The organism is Christiangramia aestuarii, assembly GCF_009735585.1.
Lineage (GTDB): Bacteria > Bacteroidota > Bacteroidia > Flavobacteriales > Flavobacteriaceae > Christiangramia > Christiangramia aestuarii.
Genome location: NZ_VJVW01000002.1, coordinates 731458 through 753872, shown reverse-complemented (window position 1 = coordinate 753872; position 22415 = coordinate 731458). Strand labels below are relative to the sequence as shown.

Sequence of the window (22415 nt, the reverse complement as noted above, 5' to 3'; positions counted from 1 at the left end):
TATGGAGATCCTTTTAGCATTAATGGTAGGTATACTTTACGGAACGGGCATTTATATGATGCTGCGTAGAAGTATGGTAAAACTTATCCTGGGAATTATCCTGCTGGGAAATGGGGCTAACCTGCTGATCTTCCTTCTGGGAAGGATCACCAAGGGAGCGCCGCCAATTATTCCCGGGGACTCCAAGGTCTTTACCGAGGCCTTTGCAGATCCTGTTCCGCAGGCTTTAATACTTACAGCAATCGTTATTAGTTTCGGTCTGCAGTCTTTTGCTATTGTACTGGTGAAAAGAGCCCATACAGTGGTAAGGACAGACGACCTGGATGAAATGAACGCAACCGACGAAGATTCATGACACAACAATTGATTTTATATCCTCTTTTTCTACAAATGGCGATCAGCATCATTTTGATGTTCGGATGGTCCAGAATTAGATTTCAGAAGGTTTTTAGTGTTTTTGGCAGTATTCTTAGTGTAGCGCTGGCTATCGTGGTATTCATGTATATCTGGAACAATGGTACCCAGACGGTGCAGGCAGGGAACTGGAAGGCCCCTTTCGGGATCACCTTTGTGGCCGATATGCTTTCTGCTACCCTGGTTCTGCTTACAGCGATCTCCGGGCTGGCCGTGTCCATATTTTCTGCGGGTTCGGTGCTAAGGGATAGGCTTAGATTCGGTTATTTTCCCATCTTTCATTTCCTTTTATTAGGACTGAATGGTGCCTTTCTAACTGGGGATATATTTAACCTTTACGTATGGTTTGAGATCATTATCATTAGCTCTTTTGTGCTTATCACCATTGGAGGGGAAAAGGCCCAGCTAGAAGGAGCTGTAAAATATTTTACCCTTAACATACTCGCTTCCATGATCTTTCTTACTGCGATCGCGGTTCTTTATGGAATAACGGGTAGTTTGAACATGGCAGACCTGGCAGGGCAGATAGCTATGGTAGAGAATCGTGGGCTGGTTCAGATCACAGCATTGCTTTTCTTAATAGGTTTCGGGATTAAAGCCGGGGTGTTTCCGCTTTATTTCTGGCTGCCTGCGTCCTATCACACACCTCCTTTTGCTGTTTCGGCTATCTTTGGAGGGCTGCTTACTAAAGTAGGGGTATATGCGCTTATTAGGGTGTTTACGCTCATTTTCGTGAACGATGCCTTTTTGAACAATATCATCATGATCATCGCGATCCTTACCCTGGTAAGTGGTGGAGTGGGAGCTTTGGTTCAGAATAATTTGAGAAAAGTATTCTCATACCTAATCATTTGTCATATTGGTTATATGATCGCGGGTATTGGGATGTTTACTGAAATAGCTATTGCCGGAGCTGTATTTTACCTTATTCACGATATTATCGTTAAAACCAATTTGTTCATGGTGAGCGGGGTGGTTTACAGGATCAAGGGGACCAACTCCATGCGTGACCTTGGGGGTATCTATGCGAACTGGCCTAAGATCAGTCTCCTAATTTTTATTCCTCTATTCTCCCTGGTGGGGATACCACCATTATCCGGATTCTGGCCAAAGATCAATTTGATCAAGGCAGGTTTTGCAGGAGAAAATTATATCACCGTTGGCGCAATAATATTTGCCAGTTTTATTACGCTGGTAATAATCGCTAAATTATGGGCTGAAGTGTTCTGGAAAGCAGATAAGGAATTGCCCCTACGCAGCAATTTCGGTTATTTTACCAATATGACCATCGCGAAAAAGCTTCAGTTTGTGGTGCCGGTAGCTCTTTTGAGTATTGTATCTTTGTATATTGGTTTTGGAGCAGAGCATATACAGGAACTTTCGGCCAGGATCGCGGATGAACTGGTGAATAACCAGGGTTATATAGACGCGGTTTTAAATACTAAGAACTAAGGAAAGATGAAGAATAAATTTCTCTCAAACATATTGCTGACGTTTGTCTGGGTTGCCCTTACGGGAGATTTTTCTGTAGAGAACTATCTTTTTGGATTCTTCCTTAACTTTCATATCCTTTGGCTAATAACCGTGGGAAGGGGTAGGAGCAGGTATTTCCTTATCGTTCCAAAAGTGATCATCCTGTTGCTCTTTTTCCTTTATGAACTAATTAAGGCCAACCTGGAAGTTGCCTACGAGGTGATCACCCCGAAGCTAAATATGACCCCGGGAATCGTTATGGTGCCACTTGATGTGAAATCAGACATAGCCATCACAACCCTGGCCAATATGATCTCGCTTACCCCGGGAACATTAAGTCTTGATGTTTCTAATGATAAGAAGGTGCTTTTTGTGCATGCGATGTATATTAAGGATAAGGAGAAATTCATCAGGAGTATAAAAGATGGTTTTGAACGTAGAATAATGGAGGTAATGTCATGACGCTATTTGAATATTTACATTATATCATTTTGCCAGTGCTGGTGGTTTCGGCAGTGCTAATTCTTTGGAGATTTATCAAGGGACCCAGTATTGCCGATAAGATCGTATCGCTGGACCTGCTTATCACCACAGGGATTGGAGTGATCGCTGTTTACAGTATCATTTACGATCAGTCTACGCTTATGGATACCGCACTTATCCTTGCCCTAATTGCCTTTTTAAGTACGGTAGCCTTGTCTTATTACCTTGAAAAAAGAAAGAGAAAATGATAGATATAGTAATAGGAATATTAGCAACTTTTGGAGCCCTGTTCGTGCTTTTTGCGGCCATTGGGGTGGTACGTATGCCAGATACTTACCTAAGGATATCTGTTACTACAAAGGCGGCTACGCTGGGTGTTGGTCTTGTGCTTATGTCTACCACGGTATATTTCAGTAATACAGATGTTACTTCACAGGCCTTTGTGATCATCCTTTTCCTTTTCCTTACTGCTCCGGTGAGTGCTCACTTAATTGGAAGAGCCTCTTATTTTATCGGGGTGAAGTTATGGGATAAGTCTGTTATGGACGACCTGAGAGGAAAATACCAGAAAAATACCCATGTTTTAAAAAGTATCGTTGATGATACTCCAGAAGATAACGTGGACCATACCAAAATGAAAGATAAATAGGCTTAATCTGAATCCTCTTCCTTTTTAGCCTTCTTCTTCATTTTATGCTCGATATATCCGAAGATCAGATTGATAATTAGAATGATCCCGCTCACGATCGCCAGTTCGTGATACATTCCGAAGCCGGCAAGACATCCCGTTCCGGCACTGCACCAAACCGTTGCGGCAGTAGTTAGTCCCTTTACCTTACGCTGTTTTTCCAGGATGGTACCTGCTCCAATAAATCCTATACCAACAACTACCTGGCCGAGGACACGGGTAATATCCACGTATTTATCGCCCTCGAACTCGAGTGACATTAAGATAAAGATCGAGGCCCCCAATGATACCAGAGCGTTCGTCTTAAGACCTGCCTCCTTGCCCTGGATCTCTCTTTCCAGGCCAATGATCAATCCGGCGATAGTGGCAAGGCCAACTCTTAATGCAAATAAAGTCCAGTCCATATTTTGTATAAGTGAATGTTTACTTTTGTAAAATGAAAAAATTACCTTCTAAATTAGAGAAAAGACTTCAAAAGAGAAAAGAAGATGACTCTTTTAGGGAATTATTATCATCCCGTCCCGGGGTAGATTTTTTTTCGAACGACTATTTAGGTTTCTCAAATTCTGAAGAGATCTTTGAAAAAGCCAGTCGTATCCTGAAAACTTCTGAAGTGCTCAATGGCTCTACCGGCTCAAGGCTCTTATCTGGAAATCACTCCCTTTTTAAGCTTTTGGAAAATCAACTGGCCAGTTTTCATAACGCCCAGTCGGCCTTAGTTTTTAATTCAGGTTACGACGCCAATATTGGGTTATTTTCAGCAATTCCCCAGAAGGGAGATATCATTCTTTACGATGAGCTGTCTCATGCCTCGATTAGGGATGGCCTGCAAATGAGCCTGGCCAGAAACTATAAATTTTTACATAATGACCTTCAGGACCTGGAAGCAAAACTGAAACGCTTCTCATCTGCAGATGATGACGCGGTGACCTATGTAGTTACCGAATCGGTTTTTTCCATGGATGGCGATTCGCCAGACCTTGACAACCTCTTAGGATTAACTGAAAAGTATGGAGCCAGGCTGATCGTGGATGAAGCCCATGCTACCGGGGTGCTTGGAGAGAACGGGCAGGGAATGGTCCAGCAGCTGAAGCTCGAGACTCAAATTTTTGCCAGGATCCACACTTTCGGAAAGGCCATTGGTGCACATGGAGCGGTGGTGGTGGGAAGCAGGGACCTTAAGGATTACCTGGTCAATTTCAGCCGGAGTTTTATTTATACCACGGCACTTTCTCCGCACAGCGTGGCAACCATCAGCGCAGTCTATCGTAAACTGGAAAATGACCCACAGCCGATAAAGGAATTGCGAAGGAACATAGATTTTTTCAGGGCAGAGATCAAAAAAAATAAGCTTGATGGATCTTTCGCGGATAGTAATTCTGCCATCCAGGTATGTGTAATCCCGGGCAATTCGCTGGTAAGGAATATAGCCTCCCAGTTAAGCCAATCCGGATTCAACGTTAAGGCCATACTTTCTCCTACTGTTCCGGCCGGCGCAGAAAGGCTTCGGTTTTGTGTACATTCTTATAATTCTTTCGATGAAATTTCGCAGGTCTTAAAAGACTTGGGTAATTTTGTGGCAAAGAATAAATGATGCCGAAGACATATTTTATAACCGGGATAGGGACCGAAGTTGGAAAAACCGTTGTTTCTGCGATTGTTACCGAAGCATTACAGGCCGATTACTGGAAGCCTATACAGGCCGGTGATCTTGATAATTCAGATTCTCATAAGGTTAAGAAACTGGTAGCTAACGAAACTTCTAAATTTCATGAGAACGCCTATGCCTTAAAAACGCCTATGAGTCCGCATGCTGCGGCGGCAATAGATAAGGTAAAGATCCAGGTAAATAAGATCAAAAGGCCGAAGACCAAAAATGACCTGGTGATAGAAGGCGCCGGAGGACTGCTTGTCCCTTTGAATAAAAAAGAGGTCATTGCCGATCTTATAGATAAGGAAGATGTGGTCATACTGGTCTCCAGGCATTACCTGGGTAGTATAAACCATAGCTTGTTAAGTATCGATGCCCTTAAAAGTCGGGGCATCGAAAAGATCGGGATCATCTTTAGCGGGGAGGAACATCCAACTACCGAGGAAGCTATAAAAGAACTTGGCAAGGTCGAGGTGATAGGCCGTATAGATGAGGAACCTTATTTTGACGAAAGAGTAGTGCAGGAATATGCCGAAAAATTTAAGGAAAGATTATGCGAGATATAGAACTGAAAAAAGCAACCCTGGCAGACCGGGATAAGAAACATCTCTGGCACCCGCTTACACAACATAAGTTATCGCCAGATATGTTGCCCATAAAAAAGGCCCGGGGCTGTGTGCTTACCGATGATGAGGGCAGGGAATATATAGATGCCATTTCATCCTGGTATACCGCTGTGTATGGTCATTGTAACAAATTCATCACCGCCAGGGTTGCCGAACAAATGCAGAACCTGGACCAGGTGGTCTTCAGCGGATTCACCCATGAGCCTGCCATAAAATTATCAGAAGCTCTTGTGAAAATTCTCCCTGAGGGACAGCAGAAATTATTTTTCAATGATAATGGTTCTACCGCCACCGAGATCGGGATAAAGATGGCCTTGCAATATCACCATAACCTTGGCAACGATCGTAAGGTGATGCTGGCATTTGAAGAGGGTTTTCATGGAGATACCTTTGGAGCCATGTCGGTTTCCGGGCTATCTGTTTATAATGGCGCATTCGAAGATCATTTTATCAGGGTAGAGCGCATCCCGGTGCCTGATGGAAGGAATAATCCTGAGGTAATTGCTAAATTAAGACAAGTCATCTCGGAGGATAAGATCGCAGGTTTTATCTACGAGCCCCTAATCCAGGGAGCTGCGGCCATGAAATTCCATGATGCCGAAGGCCTTAACGAGATCCTTAGGATCTGCCGGGAAAATGACATCGTAAAAGTTGCCGATGAGGTGATGACCGGTTTTGGGAAAACCGGGAAATATTTCGCTTCAGATTATATCGAAGAAAAGCCAGATGTGGTTTGCATGTCCAAGGCTTTAACCGCCGGGCTTCTACCTATGGGGCTTACCTCATGTACCCAGGAGATCTACGACGCTTTCTTTTCAGATGATATCGCGAAAGGCCTGTTCCATGGTCATACCTATACGGCAAATCCGCTAGCCTGTGCTGCGGCACTCGCTGCACTGGAGTTGTTGATTTCAGAAGAGATGCAGGAGAATATAAAGGAGATTTCAAAAAAGAACAGGGCTTTTGCCGAGGAAATGAAAATCCATCCGAAAGTGAAGAACATCCGCTCCAGGGGCGTGATCCTGGCCTTTGAACTTGATGTCCAAATGGAAAGGTATGGTAACCTTCGGAATAAACTGTTCCAGTATTTCATGGAGAAAGGAGTCTTCCTGAGGCCACTGGGGAATACTATCTATATTGTCCCGCCATATGTGATAGGGGATGAAGAGCTTGAAAAGGTTTATTCTACGCTAAGGGGCGTATTATCAGAGTTCTAAAAAAAATCTATTGCGTTCATATTTATAATTTTCGGATTCGATTTTTGCCTACTTTAGTTAGGTTAATCTGAAGATTATGATGCATCCAGACACTAAACTAGAGTGGATAAACGACCAGAAGGGATTTGGGGTTGTGGCTACAGCCTTCATGCCTAAAGGAACCATCACCTGGGTGCAGGACGAACTGGATATCGTGGTTCCTCCCGGAAAACCTGCTCAGTACAAGCCACTCACCCGTGAGCTATTTGATAAGTATAGCTTCAGGAATGGGAAAGGCGAATACATTCTTTGCTGGGATATTGCCAAATATGTGAACCATAGTTTTAATTCAAACTGCCTTTCTACGGCCTATAATTTTGAAGTGGCCATCAGGGATATTGCTCCAGGCGAAGAACTTACAGATGATTATGGTTATCTCAATTTGGAGGAGCCTTTTGTACCCGCAGAGGAGGAAGCAGAGCGAAAGATCGTAAACCCTGATGATACCTTGAATTTATACCGGCAGTGGGATGATATGCTTAAGTCCCTCTTCCCTTTGCTCCTTGAAGTCGAGCAGCCTTTATTCGACCTGCTTTCAGATAAGTTGCAGGATGAGGTAAAGGATGTGGTCCAGGGAAAGAAGAAAATGCTATCTACCATCAAGCTATATTATAAGCCTAAAAAAAGCAGAATTTAGGAGGCTAAATTTAGACAATCCTTTATTGAGCCTTATTTTTGCTGAAAAAATCAGCTTTTGAAAAATCCGATTTCCATAAGGTCCATTGGGAGTATTTCTCCGCTTGGAAGAACTTCAGAAGAGATCTGGAATAATTACCTTAACGACCAGCATTGTTTTAAGGAAGAAGATTTTGATGGTTATAAGGCCCTTGCCGGTTTTTTGCCTGAAGAGATCAAAAAAGAGGTGGAGCAGCTGAAGGAGCAGAATTCCAAGTACAGATACCTGGATAATTCGGTTCTTTATGCCATCCTTGCCGCTAGGCAGGCTTCGGCTGGTTCGGGATTCCATGACCGCGATACCGGGATCAATTTTGGTAGCAGCCGAGGAGCGACCGGCCTTTTTGAAAATTATCATTCTGAATATATCAAAACGGGAAAGGCTTCCACCTATTCCTCGCCTTCAACCACTTTGGGAAATATTTCTTCCTGGGTGGCCCAGGATCTTCAAAGCCAGGGTCCCGAATTTTCACACAGCGTAACCTGTTCCACAGGAATGCATTCTATTCTGAATGCCATTGCCTGGGTAAGAAGCGGTATGGCTAAAAGCTTTGTGGCGGGTGGTAGCGAGGCGCCACTAACTGGCTTTACCATCGCACAGATGAAGGCAATGAAGATCTATGCTTCCGAAAACTCGACTTTTCCCTGCCGGTCCCTGGATATGGAAAAATCAAGGAACACTATGATCCTTGGTGAAGCCGCCGCGGCCGTAGTGCTGGAAGATGGGATTTCAGAAAATTCACGAGCACTCATCACGGGTATTGGTTACGCCAACGAGAAGCTTAAGCATGGTGCATCGCTTTCGAAGAATGGAAAATGTCTTCAAAAGTCCATGCAGATGGCCATGAAAAATATAAAGCCGGAGGAGGTCGATGCGGTAGTGATGCATGCGCCGGGAACTATTGGCGGTGACCTTGCCGAGGTGAATGCGGTGAAAAAGGTCTTTCCGAAGAAATTACCCGCGATTACCAGCAATAAATGGAAAACAGGTCATAGCTTTGCTGCTTCCGGAATACTGAGCCTGCAAATGGCCGTGCTGATGCTGGAAAATCAAAAATTCCTGCCGGTACCTTTTTCCGAATTTCCGCAACAACCTGAAAAACTTAATAATATATTAGTGAATTCTGTAGGCTTTGGAGGGAACGCCGTTTCTGTTTTGATAAGCAGTAAATAAATTGTTAGCTATCCCGTTTATAAATCTTAGGTTAGCATCCTAGATTAAAGCCTAGTTTTCGTTATTTTTGAATACAAATCAAATTACATGGCACTTAAACACGACTGGACCAAAGAAGAGATCCTGGAAATTTATAATAAGCCTTTTATGGAGCTGCTATACGAAGCAGCCACTGTTCACCGTCAACATCATGACCCTAATACCGTTCAGGTTTCTACCCTGCTTTCTATAAAAACCGGGGGTTGCCCCGAAGATTGCGGTTACTGCCCACAGGCAGCCCGTTATCATACAGATCTTGAAGGTAATGACCTTATGAGCGTAAACCAGGTGAAAGCCCAGGCCTTACGCGCCAAGGCATCCGGTAGTTCCCGTGTTTGTATGGGTGCGGCCTGGAGAAATGTGAAAGATGGTGAAGAATTTGATAATGTGCTTGAGATGGTAAGAACCATCAACAAGCTGGATATGGAGGTTTGCTGTACCCTGGGAATGCTTACCGAAAACCAGGCTCAGCGTCTTGCTGAGGCAGGCCTGTATGCTTACAATCATAATCTTGACTCCTCTGAAGAATATTATAAAGAGGTGATCTCTACCCGTGGTTACCAGGACAGGCTTGATACAATTGGAAACGTTAGAAAGACCAATGTTACGGTTTGTAGCGGAGGGATCATTGGGATGGGCGAAAGCGAAGCAGACCGTGCCGGGATGCTAGTAGCTCTTTCAACCCTTAATCCGCAGCCGGAATCTGTGCCGATCAATGCATTGGTGCCTGTGGAAGGAACCCCTCTTGAAGAGCAGGAGCCTGTACCTATCTGGGATATGATCAGGATGGTAGCGACCACCAGAATTGTAATGCCAGAGACCCAGGTTAGACTTTCAGCAGGAAGAACCCAGATGAGCAGGGAAGGACAGGCTATGTGTTTCTTTGCCGGGGCGAACTCGATCTTTGCCGGAGATAAGCTTTTAACCACTCCTAATCCAGATGTGAACGAGGATATGGAGATGTTCAAAATGCTAGGATTGAATCCGCAAAAAGCATTTGAGAAAAAATCTCAGCCGGAAAGTGTAGATGCAGATAAGTCTCAATTTCAGAGCCAGGGAGAGAAACCAAAATGGACAAGACCAGGGCATAAGATCGACAGGAATCTAGAGGCTCAGGGAAAGGCTAAGACCAAGGCCTAGCAAAAATCATAAATTTTGAAACTGGATCTTCAAAATATTCCCAGACGAAAAAACCTCTCCAAGGAGGAATTTTTGCAGGAGTATTTTATACCGAAAAAACCGGTAGTCATAGAAGATCTTACAGAAAACTGGCCGGCCTACCAAAAATGGAACTTTGATTATTTCAGGGAAAAGGCCGGCGATGTTGTAGTGCCTTTGTATGACGGTAAACCCGCCAAGGGAAGACAGAACTCCCATGGCCCCGCCATGAAGGTCCCTTTCAGAGAGTATGTTGATTTACTTGAAAAAGGCCCTACAGATCTAAGGATGTTCTTCTTCAACATGCTTCAGAATTGTCCGGAGCTGGTAGAAGATTTTCAGTATCCCGACCTTGGGGTGAAATTTTTTAAGAAGTTACCCGTTCTTTTTGTGGGTGGTGAAGGTTCAAAAGTTGTGATGCATTACGATATGGACCTGGCCAATAATTTTCATTTCAATTTCGTAGGGAAAAAGAGGGTGATTCTATATCCGCCAGATCAGACAGGATTGCTGTATAAGGTTCCTTATTCCATAGTGAGCATGGAGATCATAGATATGGATAAGCCAGATTTCACGAAATATCCAGCACTGGCCAAGGCCAGGGGGTTCGAAACCATCCTGGAACACGGCGATGCTCTTTACATTCCGAGCCACTGGTGGCACTGGATAAAATACGAAAAAGCAAGCCTTTCCTTAACGCTCAGGTCCTTGCCTAAATCTCCGGGGAAAATAGCCGAAGTATTGAATAACCTGTTATTCGTTAGGAATTATGATAACCTGATGCGAAAGATCAGGGGGCAGGACTGGATAGATTATAAGAACAGGATAGCCATAAAAAGAACCCATAAAAATGCCGGGATCGAATGAAGTCAAAGATGAATCTTGAAGCAATACCAAAGGTAGATAGGATCTCGAAAGCAGAATTCCTACGGGAATATGTTCAGCCTCAGAAACCGGTAGTGATAAAAAGATTGATCGATGACTGGCCCGCTTACAAAAAATGGGACCTGGATTATGTAAATAAAATGGCGGGAGACAGAACCGTTCCGCTTTACGATGACCGGCCAATTTCTTCCAAATACAAATTCAACGAGGCCCATGCCCAGATGAAGATGTCTCAGTATATAGAGCTTTTAAAAAAAGGGCCTTCCAACTACCGGATATTTTTATACAATTTACTGAAAGAGGTACCTGCTTTCCAGGAAGATTTCAAGTTCCCAGATGTGGGCCTGCGCTTCTTGAAGCAGTTGCCCATGCTTTTTTTTGGAGGGGAAAATTCCAGGGTGTTTATGCATTACGACATAGATTACGCAAACATTCTTCATTTTCATTTTCATGGAAAAAAACAATGTATCCTCTTTCCGCCAAGCGAGAGCAAACATCTATATAAGGTGCCGCATGCTTTGATCGCCCGGGAAGATATAGATTTTAACGATCCTGATTTTGAAAAATTCCCTGTCCTGAAAAAGGCCAGAGGCTATATAACCGAGCTCGAGCATGGTGAGGCTCTCTATATGCCTGAAGGTTACTGGCATCATATGACCTACCTCACTGCAGGTTTCTCAATGAGTCTCAGGGCAACCCCAAGAACCCTGACCAATTTTTCCAAAGCGGTCTATAACCTTATTTTTATGAGGCATTTTGATAATTATATGAGGAAATTAAGGGGGCAGAAGTGGATAGATTATAAAAATGAGCAGGCGGTGAAGCGCACCCACAAAAAGAACGACATTAGTCTATAATATCATTCACGCAGTCAAACACCATCGAAGGTTCATAACCTTTTCTTATAAGGTGGTCTGCGAGTTTCTTTTTCTTTTTAAAGGTATTTGTTTCAGAAATCATTTCGGCTTTTTTCTCTGCCAGCTGGTATAGTGTGGATAGGTAATCATTTTCCTTTATTTCAGAAAGTCCCAGTTTAATGATGGGAGAGGAGATCTGCCGCTTTTTAAGTTCCTGGGTGATCTTGATCCTTCCCCATTTTTTCATGCGGTATTTACCCCTTACAAAGCTTCTGGCAAAACGTTCCTCGTTTAAAAAGCCTTCCTGCATCAATGTAATGATGATCTTTTCCTTGGCTTCGGGGATCATACGCATGGAGTCCAGCTTGTCTTCAACTTCTTTTTGAGAACGGTCCCTGTATGCACAGAAATGCATCAGTTTTTGAAGTGCTTCATCTACGGTATAAGAATTCTGGTTATGCCTCATTTTTAGAAAGAATTTTTCTCAGCCTGCTTATCCAGAAGATGATCATGAATATAAGCCAGATCCCGAAGCAGATCACTTCGGCAGGAATTAAATAATAGGTGGCCCCAAGATTTATTGTTATGATCTCGCCGTAAAAGGTGAAGCCAAACATCAGGGTTAATAAACTTATGCCTAAAGTATATTTGTTCATCGATCAAATATAAAGGTTTAGGGCAGGCAGTTCAAAACAGGGTACAAAAAAACGCCTCCCAATTGCTTGAAAGGCGTTCTTTTTATTTGATCACTTTCCCGTCTTTATCGTGAAAGTGGTACTCTAAATACGTGTAAGCATCGCGAGGTAAAATTTTCACCCATCGTTTGTGGTCTACAAACCACTTAGATCGGGGAGATGGAAAGCCTTTTGTTAAAAAGGCGGCAATAAATGGATGTGCGCTAAGCGTGATCTTTTTATGGTCTTTTTTGATCAGCTTCTCAAGGTCTACTTTGATCTTGTTTACCAAACTTATAGGTGCTTCAATTTCACCATTCCCGTTGGGATTTTCCTCACGGGTCTTGATATTCATCTCAGGCCTTACGCGCTGTCTTGTAATTTGAACTAATCCAAACTTACTGGGGGGCAATATCTTATGTTTAGCCCTGTCGTCACTCATTTCGTTTCTAAGGTGGTCATAGAGCTTTTTTCTGTTCTCGGCTCTATTCATATCTATGAAGTCTACCACGATAATGCCGCCCATGTCACGAAGTCGTAACTGTCTGGCTATCTCGGTAGCACTAATCATATTCACCTCTAACGCGGTATCTTCCTGGTTCTTGGATTTATTAGAACGGTTTCCGCTGTTCACGTCTATAACGTGCATGGCTTCTGTATGTTCTATGACCAGGTAGGCGCCTTTACTCATGGAAACGGTGCGCCCAAAGGAAGTTTTTATTTGTCTTTCGATACCATTCTTCTCGAAAATAGGTTGGTTGGATTGATGCAATTTTACAATTGATTCTTTTTCTGGAGCGATCTCGCTCACATAGTCTTTGATTTGAGTATAAAGCGTTTCATCGTCTACGCAAATAGAAGTAAAGGAGTCATTAAAAATGTCTCTTAGCAGGGACGAAGCCCTGTTCAATTCTCCCAGTACTTTGGAGGGATGATGCGGTTTATACAATTTTTTACACATAGCTGTCCAGCGACCCATTAGATTTTGGAGGTCTCTGTCCAGTTCTGCTACTTTTTTGCCTTCGGCTACAGTTCTTACAATAATCCCAAAACCTTTGGGTTTAATGCTTTTTACCAGTCTCTTTAGGCGTTCCTTTTCGTCTTTGCTCTCAATTTTCTGTGAAACTGAAATTCGGTTTGAAAAAGGGACTAATACAATATAACGGCCGGGTAGGGAAAGCTCAGAGCTTATCCTGGGGCCTTTTGTAGAGATGGGTTCTTTTACGATTTGAACCAGTAGCGACTGATTGGATTTTAAGACGTCGGTAATAGTACCGTTCTTGTCTATATCCTTTTCAAAAGTAAAATTCTTTAAAGAATAGTCTTTTAGTTTACCTGTGCTTACACGTTTTATGAACTTAAGCAAAGAAGAAACCTGAGGTCCAAGGTCATGATAGTGTAAAAAACCATCTTTTTCGTAGCCAACATTCACGAATGCGGCATTTAACCCTGGGACAGCTTTTCTAATTTTGGCGATATAGATATCGCCTACATTAAATTTGTTGCTGTCTTCTTCCTTGTTTAGCTCAATAAGTTTTCCATCTTTTAATAAGGCAAAATCTACAGCAGAAGGTTCGGACCGGATAATTAATTCTTTGTCCACACTTCCAGATTTTTTATCCATATCTGTTGTTAAACAAACATAGATGGATTAAACATTATTTTTTCACAGGTTTTTAATCCTGAAGAAACCTGATCGACATACAAAACGTGCGTCGAGGGTTTCGATTTCAAAGAACGATTTAAATAAAAAAAGTAGTTGTCACACTACTTTTTCTTGTGGCGGTTAGCTCTTCTTCTTTTCTTACGCTTGTGCGTAGCCACCTTGTGTCTTTTTCTTTTCTTACCACTTGGCATAGTGCAATATCTTTAAAATTAATAATTATTTCTTAGAAGCCACCCCGCAGAGCGGGGAGGATTCAATTATTTTACTTCGACGTTAGTCTTTACTCCTTCTACAAATATCTTTGCTGGCTTAAATGCAGGAATGTTGTGTGCAGGAATCTTAATAGTAGTGTTCTTAGAAATGTTTCTACCGGTTTTCTCAGCTCTGGTTTTCACTACAAAGCTTCCGAAACCACGAAGGTAAACATTATCTCCGCTTTCTAGAGAAGTTTTTACTTCGTCCATGAAGGATTCGATAGTAGCTTGTACGTCTCCTTTTTCCATTCCTAATTTTTCTGAAATGTTTGCTACGATATCTGCTTTCGTCATTTTCGTGCTATTTAAAATTATTAATTGGGGTTTCAATTTTTCAAGGGGGCAAATATAAGAATTAAATCTGCAATATTTCAAACCTAATTCACTAATAATAACGGAATAAACTCCTATTATTGCGGACAATCCCTATTTATTATGGTTTTTCCCAAAAGACTGACACATTGGTACTTGCAAAACAAACGAGATCTGCCATGGAGAAAGGTGCACGAACCGTACCAAATTTGGCTCAGCGAAATAATGCTTCAACAAACGCGAATAGAGCAGGGTTTACCTTATTATAAGAAGTTTATCGAGGCCTATCCTACGGTTTTTCACCTGGCCAAAGCTCCGCAGGATGAAGTTCTAAAGCTCTGGCAGGGACTTGGATATTATTCCCGCGCCAGGAACCTTCACGAAACCGCCAAGCACGTGGCTTTCGATCTTAATGGGAAATTTCCCGATAACTATAAAGGATTGCTCAAATTAAAAGGAGTGGGTGATTATACGGCCAGCGCCATAGCTTCTATTTGTTATGGAGAACCCGTGGCCGTGGTAGATGGAAATGTTTACCGGGTTTTGTCGCGTATCTTTGAAATTGATACTCCTATTAATAATACTGCCGGGATCAAGGAATTCAAAATCCTTGCCCAGGAGCTTTTAGATGAAAAAGATCCGGCCACCTTTAACCAGGCTATCATGGAATTTGGTGCTTTGCACTGTAAACCTCAGAATCCAAAATGCGATTCCTGTCCTTTTAATGACATGTGTCTTGCTTTGAAAAATGACCGGGTAAAAGAATTGCCGGTAAAGCTGAAAAAGTCAAAAGTGAAAAAGAGGTTTTTTAACTACCTCGTTTTCGACCTAAAGGATGAGAGCACCATCCTGGAGCAAAGAAAGGGGAAGGGCATCTGGAATGGACTTTACCAGTTCCCTCTTGTGGAAACCGAAAGTCTTAGCGATGAGGAGGAACTAAAAAGTCAGGATAAGTTTACTGATCTCATTGGGGGTGATGAATTCAGCATAGAGCTTTATAACCAAAAGCCCGTGGTGCACAAGCTATCCCATCAGCATCTTTATACCCGGTTCTGGATCGTAAACACGACCGAAGTAAAAAAACCGAAAATAGCCCTTCAGGAAGTTATTGATTACCCCGTTCCCGTGCTTATCGAAAACTTTTTGAATGAATATCTTCCAGATGCTTATAAATAGATGCTTGTTTATATCTTTGGATCTTTTTGCATATTCAGGCAGAATTTTTTAGTATTTTAGAATAATTATTAATCCAAATAACCGGCTAGCGGTAACTAAATATTTAAGTAATGACAGGTACATTGAACAAAGTAATGTTAATAGGGCATACAGGAGATGACGTAAAAATGCATTATTTTGAAGGAGGCGGATCTATTGGAAGATTTCCTCTGGCTACTAACGAGAGTTACACAAATCGAACTACCGGTGAACGTGTTACCAATACAGAATGGCATAACGTTGTTGTAAGAAACAAAGCGGCCGAGATCTGCGAAAAATACCTCAAAAAAGGAGACAAGGTCTATATCGAGGGGCGTATAAAAACCCGTAAATGGCAGGACGATGCCGGGAACGAAAAGTACTCTACAGAAATTCATTGTACCGAGTTTACCTTTTTAACACCTAAAGGTGAAACAGGGGCAGAACCATCTGGAAATTCTGGTTCACAAATGTCATCAAGCAAGCCTGCTAAACCTAAAAGCGATAACTTTGCCAATAGGAATGAGTCTTTCTCTCAGGATGAAGAGGAAGATGATTTACCATTCTAAGTCTAACTAAAACTTTTGCCTTTGGATTCGGAACCTCCCAGTTTGCTTTTGTTTCTAGCCACAATGGGAATCTCCCAAATTATCAGTTTGATATTTTTATTTGTGCTTTTACTTTGCTCTGCACTGATTTCTGGCGCAGAGGTAGCATTCTTTTCTCTTACCCCGGCTAATTTTATAACCGAAGACGGGAAAAGATCTAAAACCCAGAATATTGTGATCAATCTTCTGGAAAAGCCCAAAAAGCTGCTGGCAACCATCCTGGTTGCCAATAATTTTATCAATATCGCCATAGTTCTTCTGTTCGATAATCTGGCCGATGATCTTTTTGCGGGTATCAATACTGAATTTTATGGAATAGACCTGCGCTTCCTTTTTGAAGTAGGCCTGGTCACCTTCCTTATTCTCCTTTTCGGGGAGATTCTGCCGAAGGTTTATGCCAGCAGGAATAAAGTACAGTTCTCCAATTTTATGGCCTATCCCATAAATGTATTGGACAGCCTGTTCTCTCCATTAAGTACCCCCATGCGGGCGGTTACCTTATATTTTCATGAGAAGTTGGGGAAACAGAAATCATTTATTAGCATAGATCATCTTTCCCAGGCACTGGAACTAACCAGTGAGGAGGATACCACCAGGGAAGAGCAGAAGATCCTTCAGGGTATTGTAAGCTTTGGAAATACCGATACCAAGCAGGTAATGCGTCCCAGGATGGATATTTTCGCTCTGAATGAGGAGAGTTCCTACCAGGATATCATACCCGAAATTATTGAGAATGGTTACTCCAGGATTCCCGTGTACCGTGAAAATGTAGATAATGTGATTGGTATCTTATATATAAAAGACCTTTTACCTTATCTGAATCAAAAGAACTTTGAATGGACCAGCCTGCTTAGAGAGCCATATTTTGTTCCTGAAAACAAGAAGCTGGACGATCTGCTCAATGAATTTAAGGATAAGAAAAATCACCTGGCCATCGTGGTAGATGAATATGGAGGAACTAGCGGACTTATTTCCCTTGAGGATATTATCGAGGAAATTGTTGGGGATATCAGCGATGAGTTTGATGATGAAGACCTTATTTACTCCAAGCTGGATGAGAATAATTTCGTTTTTGAAGGTAAGACCCCGCTAAAGGATTTTTACAAGATCGCCAAGATCGAAGATCCTTCGGTGTTTGAGGATCAAAAGGGTGAAGCCGATACCATGGCCGGATTCCTGCTGGAAATATCGGGAGGATTCCCTAAAAAAAATGATGTCATCACTTTCCTGAACTATTCCTTTAAGATAGAAGTGATAGATGACAAGCGAATTAAACAAATCAAACTGAGTATCGCGCCTTTATGAGGAAGCTAAAACTTATTCTTTTAAGCCTTATTTTATCTTGTGGTTCCTGCAAGGATGATCCAAAGCCGAAACCAAAGGGATTTCTGGCGCTGGAGTATCCTGAGGCTAAATATGAAAGAGTGGATATTGGCTGCCCCTATACTTTTGATAAGAACGAGATCGCGGAAATCGCTCCTTCCAGAAACCGAATTCCCTGCTGGATACAACTGGATTATAAAGATATGAACGGCTCTGTCTTTATTACCTATCAGCCGGTGAAGAATAATCTTGATTCATTGCTTGCCGATGCTCAGAAACTTCCTTTACAACATACCATCAAGGCAGATGTTATCGAGGGTGATGTATATACCAATGATATTCATAAAACTTACGGGATGTTTTACCAGGTAGACGGCGATGCGGCTTCCCAGGCTCAATTCTACCTTACCGATAGTACGGAGCATTTTCTAACCGGTTCTGTTTACTTCAACAGTCTTCCAAATTTCGATTCCATAGTACCCGCAGCCGATTACTTAAAGAAGGATATCCGGCACCTGATGGAAAGTCTTCGTTGGAATTATTAACAGCGATTGTTTGTAATACCCTCAGTATAAATGTTTAAATATTAAGAAAAATGTTTATAATTGTTAAAACAAACTAAAAATTAGCAATTATGAAGCAAATTTCTTTGGATTATTTCAAAGTGGTTTTATTTCTTCTGTTTCCTTCGCTATTACTTTCCCAAGAAGTACTCGAAGGTAGAACAATTAACGATGATACAGGAGCTATTGTGCCCTTCGTTAATGTGATCGAAAAAGGAACAAATAATGGAACCACCAGTGATTTTGAAGGTAATTTCACCATTACTGTCGAATCACTCCCCACAACCTTAGTCTTTTCTTACTTAGGATTTGAAACACAAGAAATAAACGTGACCGAAAACTCGCCTTTAACTGTGAGATTCAAGGAGTCTGCTGCAGCTCTGGATGAGGTAATAGTTACCGGTTTAGCATCTTCTACCAAAAGGGCTAATGCCGCCAATGCTGTAGCATCAATTTCCGCGAATGAATTGACCGGGGTTACCGTTCAGTCAGGAATGGATGCTGCGCTTTCGGGTAAATTCAATGGAGCCGAAATTAAGGCGAACTCTGGTGCCCCAGGGGGTGGTATTTCTATGCGATTACGTGGGGTGACCTCGATTTTTGGAGATCAGCAGCCTTTATTTATCGTAGATGGGGTTTATGTAGATAACTCTTCAATTAGTCTTGGTAATAACATTGTGAGCCAGGCGGCAGGTGGAGGTAACCCTTCGAATACCCAGGATGATGCTTCGAACCGTATCGCTGATATCGATCCGGAAGACATTGCGAATGTTGAAATCCTGAAAGGAGCCTCGGCTGCTGCAATATATGGATCTCGTGCCGCTGGTGGGGTTGTGATTATAACTACCAAGCGAGGAAAACGTGGAGACCCGAGGACCAACTTTTCACAGGTGATAGGACTTAGAAGTCCAACTCAGCTTTTGGGCCTTAGAGATTATACTCAGGAGCAAATTACAGCGCTTGGTGGACCTAACAATCCAACTTTGACAGATTATGAAGCTGAGTTATTTGATAATACTGTTGTTTCTACTACTACCCGTTTTTCTACCTCTGGAGCAAACGAAAGGACAGATTATTTCTTCGGGGCAACACACAGAGATGAGCCAGGTTTGGTAGAAAATACAGGATATAAAAAGAGTTCGGTGAGATTGAATATAGGCCAAAGATTCAATGATTGGCTGGATTTATATGTAACTACTAATTATATTAATTCTCAATCTGACAGAGGGTTCTTTAATAATGGTAATGCCAACCGTACTGTAGGATATGCCCTGGCATTCACTTATCCATGGGAAGATCTGTTTCCTGTAGATGGAGTTTATCCTCAAGGAGGTGCCGGTTCTAACGTTCTTGAGACTGTAGCATTAACTACTAACAGGGAAGAAGTAAATCGTTTTATTGGAAGTGCAAAAACAAATATTAGATTACTGGCTACCGAAATTCAGGATCTTAAAATTGTTCTTGAAGGTGGGTTTGATCAGTATACGCTGAGAACTACAAGTATCTTCCCAAGTGGTTTAACCTATTTTAGAGATCCTACTTCATTAGGAGGTGTATCTATCTCTGGAACAACGGTTAACACCAATTACAATTTATCTGCTTTCCTGGTTCATAACCTGAATCTGAAGAATGGTCTTTCATTCACAACTCAGGCGGGTAGCTTTTTACAGGACTTTGATAGGAATACTGTAATTACTGTTGCTACGGGACTAAATGGGTCACAAACCAACCTGGGACAATCTACAAACGTATCTACTCAACAAATTATCCAGCCCCAAAGGGATAAGGGATTTTTTGTACAGGAAGAGATCAATTTTGATGATAAGATAATCGGGACCATTGGGGTTAGAGGAGATAAGTCTACCAATAATGGTGATGCCAATGAAATGAACTATTACCCGAAAGCCAACCTTGCGGTTAATCTGCACGAGTTCGATTTCTGGACTCTTGATGCGATCACCGCACTTAAACCTAGGATAGCCTATGGTGAGGCGGGACGTTTCCCAAATTTTAACGACCGGTTTTCGCTCATGAACGCCCAGTTCATAGATGGTTCATCTGGACTAAGTCCTGCTAACCTTAGGGGGAATCCAGAAATTGGTCCAGAAAGACAGACTGAATTGGAATATGGTCTTGATCTTAGTTTATTTCAAAACCGAATAAGTTTAGAGGCTTCCGTTTACAATAAAAAAGTAAAAGATCTTCTTATTCAATCTCAATTCCCTACATCCTCTGGTTTTACAACGCTTGTAGTAAATGGTGGAGAACTTGAAAATAGGGGGGTAGAATTAGGTTTGAACACCGTGATCATGGAAAAAGAAGATTTCTATTGGCATGCAGCCTTTAAATGGTGGAAAAATAAATCTGAAGTTACCAGTTTGGATGTTCCAGCCTTTACCAATGGTGGATTTGCTGCCTCTCTAGGACAATTCTTTATTCAGGAAGGAAAAAGTGCTACCCAGATCATTGGCACCTATAATCCAGATGACTATACGGCAGAGGAAATCGCTCAAAGAGATCCAGAAGGAGATGGGTTCTTTGTATATGGAAATGCTGAACCAGACTTCCAGATGTCCTGGTATAATGAAATTAACTTTAAGAACTTTGATTTCACCTTCTTATGGCACTGGAAAAAAGGAGGAGATAACATAAATCTTTCTACTTTACTATATGACCTGGCTGGAACCACCTGGGATTATAATGACACTGGTCTTGATCCAAACGGACAGTTAACTAACGGACAATATAGGGCAAGTCAGGCATTCGTAAATCCAGATCCTTATATTGAGGATGCAGGCTATCTAAAACTTAGAGAAGTTGGATTGTTCTACTCCTTGCCTAACGGATTAATTAAATATGCAGACAACATTAAGGTTGGTGTTTCAGGAAGAAACTTGATCAACATCTTTGATTATAATAGTTATGATCCAGAGGTTTCTAACTTCGGTAACAATGTGCTGGCAAATAACGTTGAGGTAACACCTTATCCGGCATCAAAGTTTGTGAATTTCCACCTAAATGTAAACTTCTAAAAGACTGTGATTATGAAAAAAATATCAATATCGTTCATTCTATTGTTCGGACTCGTGATTTTTTCGGGTTGTGAACTGGATGAAATAGAAAACCCTAATGCTCCTACTGTAAGTAGTTTTGCAGAAGGTGCAAGTGAAGGAGACATTATGCTGCTGGCCTCAGGTTTAGAGGCGGTAATGAGAAATGATCTGGCTTTTCATTATGATACCGTAAGTATTCTGGGAAGGGAGTATTACGATCTTTCTGGGGTAGACCCTCGTTATACCGGGGAGCTGCTTAAAGGCCCTTTAGACAATAATGGATTCTTAACTACCAGGGCATATGCGGCCTGGTATAAAGTTGTGAAGACCGCTAATATTTTAATAGAGGCTGTCGAAAATTCTGTAGCAGGATTGTCCGACGCAGAAAAGAATGATTATTATGGGTATGCCAAAACCTTAAAAGCCTATGCTCTTTTAATGGTAGCCAACAGGCAGTATGATAATGGAATCAGGATAGATGTCGCAGATCCAGATAATCTTGGTCCTAACGTAAGTTATGAGGAAGCCTTAACTGCTATTATGAGTCTGCTGGATGAGGCTGACGCTCATTTAGCTAATGGAACCGAAGAATTTGTGAGTTTAAGTTCAGGTTTTGATGGATTTGACACCGCTTCCACTTTTAGCGAGTTCAACAGGGCTTTAGCTGCCAGAGTAGCTCTATACCAAGATAATGATCAAATGGTTCTTAACCTATTAGAGGAATCTTTCCTTGATCTTGATGGAGATCTTTACGAAGGCCCAGCTCATGTATTTGGTCTTACAGGGAACGATATCTTAAATGCCCAATTTCATGTACCACTCCAGTCTGGACAGGAATTTATGGTACATCCTACCTGGGTTGCTGATGCAGCAAACGGCGATTTAAGAATAGAGGAGAAAACGATTAGATTTGAGGATTCAACTAGCTTTGATGGACTGACAGCTATTGATCAAATCGCAGTTTATGATAAGAACACGGACCCGGTTTATCTTATTAGAAATGAGGAGTTAATCCTGATATATGCTGAAGCTAATATAGGTATAGATAACGACGAGGCAGTTGAGGCTATAAATATAGTTCGAAATGCTGCGGGTCTGGATGATTATTCAGGATCTACTGACGAGCAAGCCTTGATTGAGGAAGTGCTGAGACAGCGGCGTTATTCTCTTTTAGCTGAAGGTCATCGTTGGATCGATCTTCGAAGGCTGGATAGATTAAATGAAAATTATATTCCTCTTGATCGCGATGGGGATAATATAATTGATGCTTTCCCTACACCCTTTACGGAACAGTTACAATAGTGATAATCACATATTAACTAAAACCCCAACTTTGATTGGGGTTTTTTCTTTTTATAACTCTACTAAGATATATCTTCGCAGCCGTAA

24 protein-coding genes are annotated in these 22415 nt (G+C 41.9%); 19 read left to right on the top strand and 5 right to left on the bottom strand.

Going from position 1 to position 22415, the window contains the following annotated elements:
• The first annotated feature begins 1 nt into the window (after position 1).
• The 5 genes from FLP08_RS07440 to mnhG are packed head-to-tail and all read left to right on the top strand — an operon-like array spanning position 2 to position 3019.
• Entirely contained in the window at positions 2–355 is a 354-nt protein-coding gene (locus FLP08_RS07440) for a Na+/H+ antiporter subunit C (protein ID WP_156275503.1), read from the top strand.
• Positions 352–1866, top strand: a complete 1515-nt coding sequence (locus tag FLP08_RS07435; RefSeq protein WP_156275502.1) for a proton-conducting transporter transmembrane domain-containing protein — start codon at positions 352–354, stop codon at positions 1864–1866. Before FLP08_RS07440 ends, FLP08_RS07435 begins: the two co-directional genes overlap by 4 nt.
• A 6-nt stretch (positions 1867–1872) precedes the next feature.
• On the top strand, positions 1873–2349 hold the full coding sequence (locus FLP08_RS07430) for a Na+/H+ antiporter subunit E (RefSeq protein WP_156275501.1): 477 nt from the start codon (positions 1873–1875) through the stop codon (positions 2347–2349).
• Positions 2346–2618: a cation:proton antiporter gene (locus tag FLP08_RS07425; RefSeq protein ID WP_156275499.1), complete on the top strand. Its 273-nt coding sequence runs from the start codon at positions 2346–2348 to the stop codon at positions 2616–2618. The genes FLP08_RS07430 and FLP08_RS07425 overlap by 4 nt, the downstream gene beginning before the upstream one ends.
• On the top strand, positions 2615–3019 hold the full coding sequence (gene mnhG / locus FLP08_RS07420; RefSeq protein ID WP_156275497.1) for a monovalent cation/H(+) antiporter subunit G: 405 nt from the start codon (positions 2615–2617) through the stop codon (positions 3017–3019). The genes FLP08_RS07425 and mnhG overlap by 4 nt, the downstream gene beginning before the upstream one ends.
• A gap of 2 nt (positions 3020–3021) precedes the next feature.
• Here mnhG and FLP08_RS07415 read toward each other — a convergent pair whose 3' ends face one another.
• Complete coding sequence (locus tag FLP08_RS07415; RefSeq protein WP_156275495.1) at positions 3022–3462, bottom strand: MgtC/SapB family protein; 441 nt, start codon at positions 3460–3462, stop codon at positions 3022–3024.
• Positions 3463–3494: 32 nt separating this feature from the next.
• Between FLP08_RS07415 and FLP08_RS07410 the strand changes: the two genes are divergently transcribed.
• The 8 genes from FLP08_RS07410 to FLP08_RS07375 all read left to right on the top strand — a co-directional run bounded on the left by FLP08_RS07410 (position 3495) and on the right by FLP08_RS07375 (position 11379).
• Complete coding sequence (locus tag FLP08_RS07410; RefSeq protein WP_156275493.1) at positions 3495–4652, top strand: aminotransferase class I/II-fold pyridoxal phosphate-dependent enzyme; 1158 nt, start codon at positions 3495–3497, stop codon at positions 4650–4652.
• A complete protein-coding gene (gene bioD / locus FLP08_RS07405) occupies positions 4652–5275 on the top strand; it encodes a dethiobiotin synthase (RefSeq protein ID WP_156275693.1) in 624 nt (207 codons plus the stop codon). Before FLP08_RS07410 ends, bioD begins: the two co-directional genes overlap by 1 nt.
• Positions 5263–6552 (top strand): adenosylmethionine--8-amino-7-oxononanoate transaminase, encoded by a 1290-nt coding sequence (gene bioA, locus FLP08_RS07400; RefSeq protein WP_156275491.1) that lies wholly within the window; start codon positions 5263–5265, stop codon positions 6550–6552. The genes bioD and bioA overlap by 13 nt, the downstream gene beginning before the upstream one ends.
• Before the next feature lie 76 nt (positions 6553–6628).
• Positions 6629–7228 carry an SET domain-containing protein gene (locus FLP08_RS07395; protein WP_156275489.1) on the top strand — a complete coding sequence of 200 codons (600 nt, stop codon included), beginning with the start codon at positions 6629–6631 and terminating at the stop codon, positions 7226–7228.
• A 57-nt stretch (positions 7229–7285) separates the two neighbouring features.
• Positions 7286–8440 carry a beta-ketoacyl synthase N-terminal-like domain-containing protein gene (locus FLP08_RS07390; protein WP_156275487.1) on the top strand — a complete coding sequence of 385 codons (1155 nt, stop codon included), beginning with the start codon at positions 7286–7288 and terminating at the stop codon, positions 8438–8440.
• 87 nt (positions 8441–8527) lie between these two features.
• Positions 8528–9619: a biotin synthase BioB gene (gene bioB, locus FLP08_RS07385; protein ID WP_156275486.1), complete on the top strand. Its 1092-nt coding sequence runs from the start codon at positions 8528–8530 to the stop codon at positions 9617–9619.
• A 15-nt stretch (positions 9620–9634) separates the two neighbouring features.
• A complete protein-coding gene (locus tag FLP08_RS07380; RefSeq protein ID WP_156275484.1) occupies positions 9635–10504 on the top strand; it encodes a cupin-like domain-containing protein in 870 nt (289 codons plus the stop codon).
• Positions 10501–11379 (top strand): cupin-like domain-containing protein, encoded by an 879-nt coding sequence (locus FLP08_RS07375; RefSeq protein WP_156275483.1) that lies wholly within the window; start codon positions 10501–10503, stop codon positions 11377–11379. The genes FLP08_RS07380 and FLP08_RS07375 overlap by 4 nt, the downstream gene beginning before the upstream one ends.
• On the opposite strand, the gene FLP08_RS07370 is transcribed toward FLP08_RS07375, so the two are convergent.
• The 4 genes from FLP08_RS07370 to FLP08_RS07355 all read right to left on the bottom strand — a co-directional run bounded on the left by FLP08_RS07370 (position 11369) and on the right by FLP08_RS07355 (position 14285).
• Entirely contained in the window at positions 11369–11845 is a 477-nt protein-coding gene (locus tag FLP08_RS07370; protein ID WP_156275482.1) for a regulatory protein RecX, read from the bottom strand. The genes FLP08_RS07375 and FLP08_RS07370 overlap by 11 nt on opposite strands.
• Positions 11835–12035: a hypothetical protein gene (locus tag FLP08_RS07365; RefSeq protein ID WP_156275480.1), complete on the bottom strand. Its 201-nt coding sequence runs from the start codon at positions 12033–12035 to the stop codon at positions 11835–11837. Before FLP08_RS07365 ends, FLP08_RS07370 begins: the two co-directional genes overlap by 11 nt.
• An 82-nt stretch (positions 12036–12117) precedes the next feature.
• Entirely contained in the window at positions 12118–13656 is a 1539-nt protein-coding gene (locus tag FLP08_RS07360) for an Rne/Rng family ribonuclease (protein ID WP_162430986.1), read from the bottom strand.
• Between the two features lie 320 nt (positions 13657–13976).
• Positions 13977–14285: an HU family DNA-binding protein gene (locus FLP08_RS07355; protein ID WP_341481573.1), complete on the bottom strand. Its 309-nt coding sequence runs from the start codon at positions 14283–14285 to the stop codon at positions 13977–13979.
• 123 nt (positions 14286–14408) lie between these two features.
• Between FLP08_RS07355 and mutY the strand changes: the two genes are divergently transcribed.
• The 6 genes from mutY to FLP08_RS07325 all read left to right on the top strand — a co-directional run bounded on the left by mutY (position 14409) and on the right by FLP08_RS07325 (position 22328).
• Positions 14409–15461 (top strand): A/G-specific adenine glycosylase, encoded by a 1053-nt coding sequence (mutY, locus tag FLP08_RS07350; RefSeq protein ID WP_156275476.1) that lies wholly within the window; start codon positions 14409–14411, stop codon positions 15459–15461.
• Between the two features lie 110 nt (positions 15462–15571).
• Positions 15572–16048: a single-stranded DNA-binding protein gene (locus FLP08_RS07345; protein ID WP_156275475.1), complete on the top strand. Its 477-nt coding sequence runs from the start codon at positions 15572–15574 to the stop codon at positions 16046–16048.
• A 21-nt stretch (positions 16049–16069) separates the two neighbouring features.
• The gene (locus tag FLP08_RS07340; protein ID WP_156275473.1) at positions 16070–17392 is read left to right on the top strand and encodes a gliding motility-associated protein GldE; all 1323 of its coding nucleotides are present in this window, start codon (positions 16070–16072) and stop codon (positions 17390–17392) included.
• Entirely contained in the window at positions 17389–17955 is a 567-nt protein-coding gene (gene gldD / locus FLP08_RS07335; protein WP_156275472.1) for a gliding motility lipoprotein GldD, read from the top strand. Before FLP08_RS07340 ends, gldD begins: the two co-directional genes overlap by 4 nt.
• 89 nt (positions 17956–18044) lie before the next feature.
• The gene (locus FLP08_RS07330; RefSeq protein ID WP_156275470.1) at positions 18045–21005 is read left to right on the top strand and encodes a SusC/RagA family TonB-linked outer membrane protein; all 2961 of its coding nucleotides are present in this window, start codon (positions 18045–18047) and stop codon (positions 21003–21005) included.
• A gap of 12 nt (positions 21006–21017) precedes the next feature.
• On the top strand, positions 21018–22328 hold the full coding sequence (locus FLP08_RS07325; RefSeq protein WP_238388460.1) for a RagB/SusD family nutrient uptake outer membrane protein: 1311 nt from the start codon (positions 21018–21020) through the stop codon (positions 22326–22328).
• Positions 22329–22415: the final 87 nt, after the last annotated feature.